This window comes from Enterobacter cloacae complex sp. IR53041 (assembly GCF_049238285.1).
GTDB classification, from domain to species: Bacteria; Pseudomonadota; Gammaproteobacteria; order Enterobacterales; family Enterobacteriaceae; genus Enterobacter; species Enterobacter roggenkampii.
Window position 1 is genome coordinate 17154 of sequence record NZ_JBMKHB010000046.1, and the last position, 11976, is coordinate 29129.

13 protein-coding genes and 1 riboswitch are annotated in these 11976 nt (G+C 58.2%); of the genes, 6 read left to right on the forward strand and 7 right to left on the reverse strand.

Annotated features, from left to right (window positions below; genetic code table 11):
- The 5 genes from thiS to ACOTXF_RS22045 all read right to left on the reverse strand — a co-directional run bounded on the left by thiS (position 1) and on the right by ACOTXF_RS22045 (position 4190).
- Positions 1–201 (reverse strand): sulfur carrier protein ThiS, encoded by a 201-nt coding sequence (gene thiS, locus ACOTXF_RS22025; RefSeq protein ID WP_021242959.1) that lies wholly within the window; start codon positions 199–201, stop codon positions 1–3.
- Positions 185–940, reverse strand: coding sequence for a HesA/MoeB/ThiF family protein (locus tag ACOTXF_RS22030; RefSeq protein WP_048962325.1), 756 nt, complete (start codon positions 938–940; stop codon positions 185–187). Before ACOTXF_RS22030 ends, thiS begins: the two co-directional genes overlap by 17 nt.
- Complete coding sequence (thiE, locus tag ACOTXF_RS22035; protein WP_048962326.1) at positions 933–1568, reverse strand: thiamine phosphate synthase; 636 nt, start codon at positions 1566–1568, stop codon at positions 933–935. The genes ACOTXF_RS22030 and thiE overlap by 8 nt, the downstream gene beginning before the upstream one ends.
- Positions 1568–3463, reverse strand: coding sequence for a phosphomethylpyrimidine synthase ThiC (gene thiC, locus ACOTXF_RS22040; RefSeq protein ID WP_047747066.1), 1896 nt, complete (start codon positions 3461–3463; stop codon positions 1568–1570). Before thiC ends, thiE begins: the two co-directional genes overlap by 1 nt.
- Before the next feature lie 78 nt (positions 3464–3541).
- Positions 3542–3650: riboswitch (TPP riboswitch) on the reverse strand.
- A gap of 54 nt (positions 3651–3704) precedes the next feature.
- Positions 3705–4190 (reverse strand): Rsd/AlgQ family anti-sigma factor, encoded by a 486-nt coding sequence (locus ACOTXF_RS22045; RefSeq protein ID WP_047747064.1) that lies wholly within the window; start codon positions 4188–4190, stop codon positions 3705–3707.
- Positions 4191–4285: 95 nt separating this feature from the next.
- Here ACOTXF_RS22045 and nudC point away from each other — a divergent pair, with 95 nt between their 5' ends.
- From nudC to ACOTXF_RS22075, 6 genes are all read left to right on the forward strand, one after another.
- Positions 4286–5059: an NAD(+) diphosphatase gene (gene nudC, locus ACOTXF_RS22050; RefSeq protein WP_023294851.1), complete on the forward strand. Its 774-nt coding sequence runs from the start codon at positions 4286–4288 to the stop codon at positions 5057–5059.
- Between the two features lie 38 nt (positions 5060–5097).
- Positions 5098–6162, forward strand: coding sequence for a uroporphyrinogen decarboxylase (gene hemE, locus ACOTXF_RS22055; RefSeq protein ID WP_008503466.1), 1065 nt, complete (start codon positions 5098–5100; stop codon positions 6160–6162).
- Between the two features lie 9 nt (positions 6163–6171).
- Positions 6172–6843: a deoxyribonuclease V gene (nfi, locus tag ACOTXF_RS22060; RefSeq protein WP_045418164.1), complete on the forward strand. Its 672-nt coding sequence runs from the start codon at positions 6172–6174 to the stop codon at positions 6841–6843.
- A 41-nt stretch (positions 6844–6884) separates the two neighbouring features.
- Positions 6885–7475, forward strand: coding sequence for a YjaG family protein (locus tag ACOTXF_RS22065; RefSeq protein ID WP_008503468.1), 591 nt, complete (start codon positions 6885–6887; stop codon positions 7473–7475).
- Positions 7476–7661: 186 nt separating this feature from the next.
- Positions 7662–7934 carry a nucleoid-associated protein HU-alpha gene (hupA, locus tag ACOTXF_RS22070; protein ID WP_002445246.1) on the forward strand — a complete coding sequence of 91 codons (273 nt, stop codon included), beginning with the start codon at positions 7662–7664 and terminating at the stop codon, positions 7932–7934.
- An 11-nt stretch (positions 7935–7945) separates the two neighbouring features.
- Positions 7946–8638: a DUF1481 domain-containing protein gene (locus ACOTXF_RS22075; RefSeq protein WP_032654585.1), complete on the forward strand. Its 693-nt coding sequence runs from the start codon at positions 7946–7948 to the stop codon at positions 8636–8638.
- Positions 8639–8728: 90 nt separating this feature from the next.
- On the opposite strand, the gene purD is transcribed toward ACOTXF_RS22075, so the two are convergent.
- The gene (gene purD / locus ACOTXF_RS22080) at positions 8729–10021 is read right to left on the reverse strand and encodes a phosphoribosylamine--glycine ligase (protein WP_048962327.1); all 1293 of its coding nucleotides are present in this window, start codon (positions 10019–10021) and stop codon (positions 8729–8731) included.
- Positions 10022–10036: 15 nt separating this feature from the next.
- The gene (gene purH, locus ACOTXF_RS22085) at positions 10037–11626 is read right to left on the reverse strand and encodes a bifunctional phosphoribosylaminoimidazolecarboxamide formyltransferase/IMP cyclohydrolase (protein ID WP_048962328.1); all 1590 of its coding nucleotides are present in this window, start codon (positions 11624–11626) and stop codon (positions 10037–10039) included.
- Between the last annotated feature and the right edge of the window lie 350 nt (positions 11627–11976).

Below are 11976 nucleotides of genomic sequence, written 5' to 3' on the forward strand. Positions count from 1 at the left end.
TCAGCCCCCTGCGATAACCTGAAACAGCAGGATCTGGTCGCCTTCATTGACCTGCTGATGTTCCCACTGCTCGCGCGGCAGGATCTGTTGATTGAGCGCCAGCGCCGTTCCCGGCTTGAGCTGACGCAGCTTGTCGAGCAGTGCGGCAACGGTGAGCCCGTCGTCGCAGCTCATCGGCTCATCGTTAAACAGAATGCGCATCGCGGCCTCCGCACACCGGGCAGTGGCTGGCGCGATGCAGCGCCAGATGACGCCAGCCGCTGGAGCGGGCATCAAACAGCCGCAGCGTATTGCGTTCCGTCTCCATGCCGCTGAGCAGCTTGATGGCCTCCAGCGACTGCATCGTGCCCATCACGCCGACCACCGGACCCAGAATGCCCGCCGTACGGCAGTTGCGCGTCGGCTCGGCATCGTCCGGCCACAGGCAGCGATAGCAGCCCTGCGTCCACGGTGGCGTCAGAACCATCATTTGCCCGCCGAACCCCACCGCGCTGGCGGTGATAAGCGGCGTATGATTTGCCACGCAGGCGGCGTTGATCGCCTGGCGCGTCGCCATGTTGTCGGTACAGTCCAGCACCACGTCGGCAAGGGCGACTTCACGGTGCAGGCTTTCACCGCCAAGCCGCTCCTGTAGGGCAATCAGTTCGATATCCGGGTTAAGCTGATGCAGCCGCTGCCGGGTGATCTGTGCTTTCGGCTGGTTGATATCCTCGGTGGTAAAGAGGATTTGTCGCTGCAGGTTGCTGAGGTGGACCTCGTCGTCGTCGGCCAGCACCAGCGTGCCGATACCCGCGCCTGCCAGATAGAGCGCGGCGGGTGCGCCTAATCCCCCCAGGCCAACAATCAGCACCCGGCTGGCGAGCAGTTTTTGCTGCCCGTCGATGGCGATATCTTCCAGCAGGATCTGACGGCTGTAGCGCATAAAGTCGCGATCATTCATCGCCTGCTCCTGCCAGCTGTAACAGCTGTTCGGTGGCGGCCTGCCAGTCTGCGGCCTGGGTGATGGCGCTGACGACGGCGATGCTGCCCACGCCGGTCTCCAGCACTGCCGGGGCGCGTTCCAGGCTGATTCCGCCGATGGCGACGGTGGGGTAGTCGGCAAGGCGTTTAACGTGACCCGCCAGTTGCGTCAGACCCTGCGGAGCGGAGGGCATCAGCTTGGTTTGCGTCGGGAAGACGTGACCGAGCGCGATGTATGAGGGACGGGCCGCCAGGGCCACGTCGATCTCCATGTCATCGTGCGTTGATACGCCAAGACGCAGCCCGGCTTCGCGGATAGCGCTCAGATCCGTTGTTTCCAGGTCCTCCTGACCCAGATGCACGCCGTACGCCCGGTGCTTAACGGCCAGCCGCCAGTAGTCATTGATAAACAGGCGGGCGTTATACCGACGCCCCAGCGCAATGGCGGCAACCACATCGGCTTCCACTTCCTCATCGCGTTTATCCTTGATGCGCAGCTGGAGGGTGCGAACGCCTGCCTCCAGCAGGCGCGCTATCCACGCCACGCTGTCCACCACCGGATAGAGCCCTAAACGGTAGGGAACGGGTGGGAAATCGGGCTGGTACATTACGCCTCCTCTTTTTTGAGGTAGATTTCGCCGCCTTTGGCGCGGAAGGTTTCGGACATGTCCGCCATACCCACTTCAATGGTTTGCGTGGCGGCGTAGTCGCGCACTTCCTGGCTGATCTTCATCGAGCAGAACTTCGGCCCACACATGGAGCAGAAGTGCGCGACTTTGCCCGATTCCTGCGGCAGGGTTTCGTCGTGGTAGGCGCGGGCGGTGAACGGATCCAGCGCCAGGTTGAACTGGTCTTCCCAGCGGAATTCAAAGCGCGCCTTCGACATGGCGTTATCACGGATTTGCGCGCCCGGGTGGCCTTTGGCCAGATCCGCCGCGTGGGCGGCAATTTTGTAGGTGATCAGCCCCTGTTTCACGTCCTCTTTGTTAGGCAGGCCGAGGTGCTCTTTCGGCGTCACGTAGCAGAGCATGGCGCAGCCGAACCAGCCGATCATCGCCGCCCCAATGCCTGACGTGAAGTGGTCATAGCCCGGCGCGATGTCGGTGGTCAGTGGCCCCAGCGTGTAGAACGGCGCTTCGTGGCAGTGCTCCAGCTCTTCGGTCATGTTGCGGCGGATCATCTGCATCGGCACGTGTCCCGGGCCTTCAATCATCACCTGCACGTCATACTCCCAGGCGATTTTGGTCAGCTCGCCCAGCGTGTGCAGCTCGGCAAACTGTGCTTCGTCGTTGGCGTCGCGGATGGAGCCCGGGCGCAGGCCGTCGCCCAGCGACAGAGAGACATCGTACGCGGCGCAGATTTCGCAGATCTCGCGGAAGTGTTCGTAGAGGAAGTTCTCCTGGTGATGGGAGAGGCACCACTTCGCCATGATCGAACCGCCGCGCGAGACGATGCCGGTCAGACGCTTCGCGGTCATCGGCACGTAGCGCAGCAGCACGCCCGCGTGAATGGTGAAGTAGTCCACGCCCTGTTCCGCCTGCTCCAGCAGCGTGTCGCGGAACGCTTCCCAGGTAAGGTTTTCGGCGATGCCGTTGACCTTCTCCAGCGCCTGATAAATCGGGACGGTGCCAATCGGAACCGGGCTGTTACGCAGGATCCATTCGCGGGTTTCGTGAATATAGCGGCCAGTGGAGAGGTCCATTACCGTGTCCGCGCCCCAGCGCGTTGACCAGACAAGCTTTTCAACCTCTTCTTCGATGGAGGAGGTGACGGCCGAGTTACCGATGTTAGCGTTGACCTTCACCAGGAAGTTGCGGCCGATAATCATCGGCTCGGATTCCGGGTGGTTGATGTTGGCGGGGATAATCGCGCGGCCTGCGGCAACTTCGTCACGTACAAACTCCGGCGTGATGTTCTCCGGCAGGCGCGCGCCAAAGCCTTCACCCGGATGCTGATAGCGCAGCACTTCGCTACGGATGCGCTCGCGACCCATGTTTTCGCGGATGGCGATGAACTCCATCTCCGGCGTGACGATCCCCTGGCGGGCGTAGTGCAGCTGGGTCACGCATTTGCCCGCTTTAGCGCGTTTTGGCGTCAGCAGGCCGGTAAAGCGCAGCTCGTCCAGACCGTCGTCGGCCAGGCGCTCTTTGGTGTAAGCCGAGCTCAGCACGCTCAGCTCTTCGCAGTCGTTACGCGCGTCAATCCACGGCTGGCGCAGCTTAGCCAGACCCTGCTGGACGTTGATGGCCACATCAGGATCGCCGTACGGGCCGGAGGTGTCATACACCGGCACGGCTTCGTTGTCTTCATACTGCGGGTTATCTTTGCTGCCGCCGATAAGCGTCGGGCTGAGCTGGATTTCGCGCATCGGAACGCGGATATCGTCCTGCGAGCCGGAAATGTAGATGCGTTTCGAGTTGGGGAAAGCGGTGCCTTCCAGCGTGTCAATGAAGTGTTGGGCCTGTGCGCGCTGTTCGCGGCGGGTCAGTTTTGCAGTAGACATAGCTCATTCCAAAAGTGAAGGACATGGCTTGTCAGACGACGGATGAAGCAAGAGAGGATCGCCCTCAGGCGATACAACAGCAGTGTGACTCTTGTTCCCTTCGCAGGTATTAGCCTGATCAGGTTCCGCGGATCCCGAATTAACGGTCTCAGCCCGGCTTTCGCTCTGGGCACTCCGACAAGAAAAATCCCCCTCGTGAGAGGGGCGAATGGTTGTAAATTACTCGTTAACGATTAAGAACTCAAGCCGGGCGCGCGATGTTATCTTCGGGGCTGGCGTCCAGGACGAGGCTAATCAGCTTATCTTCCAGCGTGAATCGCTCTTCCAGCGCTTCGCCAAGGTCGGAAAGCGCCTGCTGGAACTCAAGATAGTTATCGTGATCGATGGCGTTCTCAAGCGTGGAATCGTAGTAATCCATGATCTGCAGGGTGTTGGCTTCCAGCAGCGGACAAAGCTTGCTGGCCGCTAAATACGGCGTTGTCCCTTCCATTTCGCGGATAATGCGTTCATAAATATTGAAATGGCCGTCGGACAGATAGTCGACCAGGCTCTGACAAAAATCATCCAGCGCTTTTTCATTCAGCCGCATAAACGATTCTTTGCCAGGCTTAAGACCGACCAGATTGTAATAAGCCACGAGTAGATGCTTGCGCACATGTAGCCAGCGATCCACCAGTTTGTTACTTCCTCTAACGCGCTCAGTCAGGCTTTCTAGCTGGTTTAACATGGTCGACTCCGCAAAGTGTAGGATTGAATCTGCTCATCCAGAATGTAACCACAATGCTAACAACATGTCAGTGAAGCGAAGGTAGTGCAATAGATATGGATCGTATTATTGAAAAATCAGATCTGGGTTGGTGGATCGTCAGTCACGAACAAAAATTATGGTTGCCCGGTGGAGAGCTGCCCTACGGTGCGGCGGAAACGTTTGATCTCGTGGGCCAGCCTGCGCTGAAGATCGGCGAGTGGCAGGGTGAACCCGTGTGGTTGATCCAACAATCGCGTCGTCTGGATATGGGATCCGTTCGCCAGGTGTTGGATCTGGACGTAGGACTGTTCCAGCTGGCGGGGCGGGGCGTGCAGCTGGCGGAGTTTTACCGCTCGCACAAATACTGCGGCTATTGCGGCCATACCATGCACCCGAGTAAAACCGAGTGGGCGATGCTCTGCAGCCACTGCCGCGAACGTTATTACCCACAAATTGCGCCGTGCATTATCGTCGCTATCCGTCGGGATGACTCTATTTTGCTTGCACAGCATACCCGCCATCGCAACGGCATTCATACCGTGCTGGCCGGGTTCGTCGAAGTGGGCGAAACGCTGGAGCAGGCAGTGGCGCGCGAGGTGATGGAAGAGAGCGGGATCAAAGTGAAGAACCTGCGCTACGTCACCTCCCAGCCGTGGCCGTTCCCGCAGTCGCTGATGACGGCCTTTATGGCCGACTATGACAGCGGCGAGATCGTTATCGATCAGAAAGAGCTGCTGGATGCGAACTGGTATCGGTATGACGATCTACCGCTGCTTCCCCCACCGGGCACCGTGGCGCGTCGGCTCATAGAAGATACCGTAGCGATGTGTCGGGCCGAGTATGAGTAGTGTTACACTGAGGCCATGACGCTTAAGGAACTGCAAAAATGACCGAACTGAAGAACGATCGTTATCTGCGTGCGCTGCTGCGCCAGCCCGTTGATGTCACCCCGGTGTGGATGATGCGCCAGGCGGGACGCTATCTGCCAGAGTACAAAGCCACGCGCGCGCAGGCGGGCGATTTTATGTCGCTGTGCAAAAACGCCGAGCTGGCCTGTGAAGTGACGCTCCAGCCGCTGCGCCGCTTCCCGCTGGATGCGGCGATCCTCTTCTCGGATATTCTGACCATTCCGGATGCGATGGGCCTTGGCCTGTACTTCGAAACCGGTGAAGGCCCGCGTTTTACCTCTCCGATCAGAAGCAAAGCCGACGTGGACAAGCTGCCGATCCCCGATCCGGAAGGCGAGCTGGGCTACGTGATGAACGCCGTGCGCACCATTCGCCGCGAGCTGAAAGGTGAAGTGCCGCTGATTGGCTTCTCCGGCAGCCCGTGGACGCTGGCGACCTATATGGTGGAAGGGGGCAGCAGCAAAGCCTTCACCCTGATTAAAAAGATGATGTACGCCGAGCCGCTGGCTCTGCATGCGCTGCTCGACAAGCTCGCGAAGAGCGTCACGCTCTACCTCAACGCGCAGATTAAAGCCGGTGCGCAGTCGGTGATGATTTTCGATACCTGGGGCGGCGTGCTGACCGGGCGTGATTATCAACAGTTCTCCCTGTATTACATGCATAAAATCGTTGACGGCCTGCTGCGCGAAAACGAAGGCCGCCGCGTGCCGGTGACGCTGTTCACCAAAGGTGGCGGTCAGTGGCTGGAAGCCATGGCGGCAACCGGCTGTGACGCCCTGGGTCTCGACTGGACTACCGATATCGCTGATGCCCGCCGCCGCGTGGGCGACAAAGTAGCGCTTCAGGGCAATATGGACCCGTCCATGCTCTATGCGCCGCCTGCCCGCATTGAAGAAGAAGTGTCGACTATACTGTCTGGTTTCGGCCAGGGGGAAGGCCACGTCTTTAACCTCGGCCACGGTATTCATCAGGATGTGCCGCCAGAGCACGCAGGCGTATTTGTGGAGGCGGTGCATCGGCTTTCTGCCCAGTATCACAAGTAAGGAGTCGTTATGGATCTCGCGTCGCTACGCGCTCAACAAATCGAACTGGCCTCATCGGTGATCCGCGAGGATCGTCTGGATAAGGATCCTCCGCAGTACATTGGCGGAGCCGACGTCGGGTTTGAGCAGGGTGGGGACGTGACGCGAGCGGCGATGGTGGTCCTGAAATACCCTTCGCTCGAGCTGGTGGAGTACAAGGTCGCGCGTATTGCCACCACCATGCCGTACATTCCGGGCTTTCTCTCCTTCCGCGAATATCCCGCGCTGCTGGCAGCGTGGGAGCAACTCTCGCAAAAACCTGACCTGCTTTTTGTCGATGGGCACGGTATCTCACACCCGCGCCGTTTAGGCGTTGCCAGCCACTTTGGGCTGCTGGTGGATGTGCCGACCATTGGCGTTGCCAAGAAACGCCTGTGCGGGGCGTTTGAGCCACTCTCCGCCGAGCCGGGTGCGCTGGTGCCGCTTATCCATAAAGGCGAGCAGCTGGCGTGGGTCTGGCGCAGCAAGGCACGCTGTAATCCGCTGTTCATCGCCACCGGCCATCGGGTGAGTATGGACAGCGCCCTGGCGTGGGTACAGCGCTGCATGAAGGGCTACCGCTTACCGGAGCCAACGCGCTGGGCTGACGCGGTGGCCTCTTCGCGTCCGGCTTTTGTTCGTTGGCAGGAAATTCAGCGATGATTCAGGTAAACTGCGCCTAATTTTCGATTCGAGAGATCATCATGCTACAAAACCCGATTCACCTGCGCCTTGAAAAGCTGGAAAGCTGGCAGCACGTCACCTTCATGGCTTGCCTGTGCGAGCGCATGTATCCCAACTATGCCGCGTTCTGCAAGCAGACGGGCTTTGGTGATGGCCATATCTACCGCCGCATTCTGGATCTGATCTGGGAAACGCTGACGGTGAAAGACGCGAAGGTGAATTTCGACTCTCAGCTCGAAAAGCTGGAAGAGGCGATCCCGGTGGCGGATGATTTTGACCTGTACGGCGTCTACCCGGCAATTGATGCCTGTGTGGCGTTAAGCGAATTGCTCCACTCCCGCCTGAGCGGTGAGACGCTGGAGCACGCTATCGAAGTCAGTAAGGCCTCTATCACCACCGTGGCGATGCTGGAAATGACCCAGGAAGGTCGCGAGATGACCGACGAAGAGCTGCGTGCGAACCCGGCCGTTGAGCAAGAATGGGATATCCAGTGGGAGATTTTCCGCCTGCTGGCAGAGTGTGAAGAACGCGACATTGAGCTGATCAAAGGGCTGCGCGCGGACTTACGTGAGGCCGGTGAGAGTAATATTGGTATAATTTTTAACCAATGAGATAAGAAAACTTGAGATAACGCCCGTTTTGTCGCTCCTCGACTCTTCCCTTTCGACCCTTGTCTGGTCTACATTTGGGGGGCGAAAAAAAGTGGCTATCGGTGCGTGTATGCAGGAGAGTGCTTTTTTGGCATTTTCGTCGCACTCGATGCTTAGCAAGCGATAAACACATTGAAAGGATAACTTATGAACAAGACTCAACTGATTGATGTAATTGCGGACAAGGCTGATCTGTCTAAAGTGCAGGCTAAAGCTGCTCTGGAATCTACCCTGGCTGCTATTACTGAGTCTCTGAAAGAAGGCGATGCTGTACAACTGGTTGGTTTCGGTACCTTCAAAGTGAACCACCGCGCTGAGCGTACTGGCCGCAACCCGCAGACCGGTAAAGAAATCAAAATCGCCGCAGCTAACGTGCCGGCATTTGTTTCTGGTAAAGCACTGAAAGACGCTGTTAAGTAAGACGCGTGGCAGTGAACAGTTTTAGCGAAGGGGCGGCAACGCCCCTTTTGTCTTTCTGGCGCGGAACGCTCGCGCTGGCAGGTGCGCTGCTGCTGTCAGCCTGTAGTCACGACACCACTCTGCCGCCGTTTACCGCCAGCGGCTACGCTGACAACCAGGGCGCGGTCAGGATCTGGCGTAAAGATTCCGGCAATGAAGTTCATCTGTTATCTGCCTTCAGCCCGTGGCACAACGGCAATACGTCGACGGCAGAATATCGCTGGCAGGGAGATGACCTCTCGCTGATTGAGCTGAACGTCTACAGCAAGACCCCCGAACACGTGAAAGTGCGTTTTGACGACCATGGCGAGCTGAGCTTTATGCAGCGTGAAGTCAGCGGTCAAAAACAGCAGCTTTCCAGCGACCAAATCGCCCTCTACCGTTACCGTGCCGAACAAATCCGCCAGACCAGCGATGCGCTTCGTCTGGGACGCGTCGTGCTGCGCCAGGGGCGCTGGCATAACGATGGAACGGTGACGACCTGCGAAGGGCAAACGGTGAAGCCTGAGCTTGAATCCTGGGCAACCGAACACATTCAACGCCGTCAGCGTCATTCATCAATGGACGTGAGCGTGGCGTGGCTTGAGGCGCCGGAAGGCTCTCAATTGCTATTGGTGGCGAACGAAGATTTCTGCACCTGGCAGCCGACAGAGAAGAGTTTTTGAGTTCTGTGGATTAAGCCGGATGGCGCTAACGCTTATCCGGCCTACGAACGATTCCCTCTCCCTGTGGGAGAGGGTGAGGGCGAGGAGGAATTACTTCCCCTGCTCACGCGCAATCGCGCGATAGCCGATATCCTGACGGCTAAAGCTACCGTTCCAGTGAATATCCGCCATCAGCGCATAGGCGCGCTTCTGTGCTTCTGCCACGGTATGACCCAGCGCGGTCGCACACAGCACGCGTCCGCCGTTGGTCAGAACGCGATCGTCCTCAGCCAGCTTCGTACCGGCGTGGAACACCTTCGCACCGTCAATCTCTTCCAGCGGCAGACCGTGGATCTCATCACCGGTGCTGTAGTTGCCCGGATAACCCCCCGCAGCAATCACCACGCCGAGAGACGCACGCTCGTCCCACTCGGAGGTTTTCTCGTCCAGCTTGCCATCGCAGGCAGCCAGGCACAGTTCCACCAGATCGGATTTCATGCGCAGCATGATGGGCTGGGTTTCTGGATCGCCAAAGCGGCAGTTGAATTCGATGACCTTAGGGTTACCCTGCTTGTCGATCATCAGGCCTGCATAAAGGAAACCGGTGTAGGTATTGCCTTCTGCCGCCATTCCCTTCACGGTAGGCCAGATGATGCGATCCATGGTGCGCTGGTGGACGTCGTCAGTGACGACCGGCGCAGGGGAGTAAGCACCCATCCCGCCGGTATTAGGCCCCGTGTCGCCATTGCCCACACGCTTGTGATCCTGGCTGGTGGCCATCGGCAGAACGTGCTCGCCGTCGACCATGACGATAAAGCTCGCCTCTTCACCGTCGAGGAACTCTTCAATCACGATGCGGTGGCCCGCATCGCCAAAGGCGTTACCTGCCAGCATATCCTGAACCGCGGCTTCGGCTTCTTCGAGCGTCATCGCGACGATCACGCCTTTACCCGCGGCCAGACCGTCGGCCTTGATAACAATCGGCGCGCCTTTCTCACGTAAGTAGGCCAGAGCAGGCTCCACTTCAGTGAAATTCTGATATTCCGCCGTCGGGATGTTATGACGCGCGAGGAAATCTTTGGTGAAGGCTTTGGAGCCTTCCAGCTGCGCGGCGCCTTCCGTTGGGCCAAAGATGTTCAGGCCCGCTGCGCGGAACGCATCCACGACACCTATCACCAGCGGCGCTTCCGGACCGACGATGGTCAGGTCGATTTTCTCCTGCTGAGCAAAGCTCAACAGCGCCGGAATGTCGGTCACGCCGATAGCCACGTTCTGCAGCGCGGGCTCCAGCGCGGTACCGGCGTTGCCCGGTGCCACGAAGACCGTTTTAACCAGCGGAGACTGGGCCGCTTTCCACGCCAGCGCGTGCTCGCGTCCGCCGTTACCAATCACTAATACTTTCATTTTCTGCTCCGGGAATTAATGGCGGAAGTGACGCATGTCGGTGAAGATCATCGCAATGCCGTGTTCGTCGGCAGCAGCAATCACTTCGTCGTCGCGGATTGAGCCGCCTGGCTGGATCACGCAGGTGATGCCGACAGCGGCTGCGGCGTCGATACCGTCACGGAACGGGAAGAAGGCGTCAGAGGCCATGGCGGAGCCTTTGACTTCCAGGCCTTCATCGCCTGCTTTAATACCCGCGATTTTCGCCGAGTAAACGCGGCTCATCTGGCCTGCGCCTATCCCGATAGTCATGTTCTCTTTGGCATAGACGATGGCGTTGGATTTGACGAACTTCGCCACCTTCCAGCAGAACAGCGCGTCACGCAGCTCCTGTTCGGTCGGCTGACGTTTGGTCACCACGCGCAGGTCGGCTTCTGTCACCATACCCAGATCGCGGTCCTGAACCAGCAGGCCGCCGTTCACGCGCTTGAAGTCCAGGCCCGGCACGCGTTCCGCCCACTGGCCACAAACCAGTACACGCACGTTCTGTTTTGCCGCGGTGATTTTCAGCGCTTCTTCGGAGGCCGATGGCGCGATGATCACTTCGACAAACTGGCGGGAGATGATGGCCTGTGCGGTTTCGGCATCCAGCTCGCGGTTGAAGGCGATAATGCCGCCGAACGCGGAGGTCGGGTCGGTTTTGTAGGCGCGGTCATAGGCGTCCAGAATGGAGGTGCTCACGGCAACGCCACATGGGTTCGCATGCTTGACGATAACACAGGCCGGCTCGCTGAATTCTTTCACGCATTCCAGCGCGGCGTCGGTGTCAGCAATGTTGTTATAGGAGAGCGCTTTGCCCTGAATCTGCTGTGCGGTAGCGACAGAAGCTTCTTTTACCTCTTCTTCTATATAGAAGGCCGCCTGCTGGTGGCTGTTCTCACCGTAACGCATATCCTGCTTCTTAATGAAGTTCAGATTCAGGGTGCGCGGGAAGCGGCCTGAAGGATCTTTGCTTTCACCGTGGTAAGCCGGCACCAGGCTACCGAAGTAGTTGGCGATCATGCTGTCGTACGCGGCGGTGTGTTCGAAGGCTTTGATGGCGAGGTCGAATCGCGTTTCCAGGGTCAGCGACCCATCGTTGGCGTCCATCTCATTAATAATGGTGGTGTAATCGCTGCTCTTGACCACGATGGCGACATCTTTATGGTTCTTGGCCGCAGAGCGCACCATGGTCGGGCCGCCGATATCAATATTCTCTACGGCATCTTCCAGAGAGCAGCCTTCGCGGGCAACGGTCTGGGCAAAGGGGTAGAGGTTAACGACAACCATGTCGATAGGCGCGATGTCGTGCTGTTCCATAATGGCGTCGTCCTGGCCGCGACGGCCCAGAATACCGCCGTGGACTTTCGGGTGCAGGGTTTTGACGCGTCCATCCATCATTTCCGGGAAACCGGTGTAATCGGACACTTCGGTTACCGGCAGACCTTTATCTGCTAACAGGCGAGCGGTTCCACCTGTGGAAAGCAGCTCTACACCGCGTGCAGAAAGTGCCTGAGCGAATTCGACGATACCGGCTTTATCAGAAACACTGAGCAGAGCGCGGCGGACTGGACGACGTTGTTGCATGGTAAATCCCCTGGATTTCACGATTACAGAGAGCGTTAGATGAATTTTCCTGTGAAAAACTCATCTAACACACCTGACGAGGCATCCTTGTAAAGCGCGAGCATTTTAACGAAAACGTTTGCGCAACGCTCGCACATTTTCACTTTTTCGTATCATTGTGGATAAGTCTGTGTGTAAAAAGGTATAAGGCGGGGTTTTGCTGGGGAATGCAGCAGTCAGTCATTTTTCTGTCATTTAGCGGTTGCGGCCTGCGGAGAACTCCCTATAATGCGCCTCCATCGACACGGCGGATGTGAATCACTTCACAGACAACGCGGTCGGTTGAAGAGAAAAAATCCTGAAATAACGGG

Coding starts and splice junctions, on each gene's coding strand:
- purH (WP_048962328.1), bottom strand. CDS start 11,626: ATGCAACAACGTCGTCCAGTCCGCCGCGCTCTGCTCAGTGTTTCTGAT.
- hemE (WP_008503466.1), top strand. CDS start 5,098: ATGACCGAACTGAAGAACGATCGTTATCTGCGTGCGCTGCTGCGCCAG.
- ACOTXF_RS22030 (WP_048962325.1), bottom strand. CDS start 940: ATGAATGATCGCGACTTTATGCGCTACAGCCGTCAGATCCTGCTGGAA.
- thiE (WP_048962326.1), bottom strand. CDS start 1,568: ATGTACCAGCCCGATTTCCCACCCGTTCCCTACCGTTTAGGGCTCTAT.
- hupA (WP_002445246.1), top strand. CDS start 7,662: ATGAACAAGACTCAACTGATTGATGTAATTGCGGACAAGGCTGATCTG.
- nudC (WP_023294851.1), top strand. CDS start 4,286: ATGGATCGTATTATTGAAAAATCAGATCTGGGTTGGTGGATCGTCAGT.
- nfi (WP_045418164.1), top strand. CDS start 6,172: ATGGATCTCGCGTCGCTACGCGCTCAACAAATCGAACTGGCCTCATCG.
- ACOTXF_RS22065 (WP_008503468.1), top strand. CDS start 6,885: ATGCTACAAAACCCGATTCACCTGCGCCTTGAAAAGCTGGAAAGCTGG.
- ACOTXF_RS22045 (WP_047747064.1), bottom strand. CDS start 4,190: ATGTTAAACCAGCTAGAAAGCCTGACTGAGCGCGTTAGAGGAAGTAAC.
- thiC (WP_047747066.1), bottom strand. CDS start 3,463: ATGTCTACTGCAAAACTGACCCGCCGCGAACAGCGCGCACAGGCCCAA.
- thiS (WP_021242959.1), bottom strand. CDS start 201: ATGCGCATTCTGTTTAACGATGAGCCGATGAGCTGCGACGACGGGCTC.
- purD (WP_048962327.1), bottom strand. CDS start 10,021: ATGAAAGTATTAGTGATTGGTAACGGCGGACGCGAGCACGCGCTGGCG.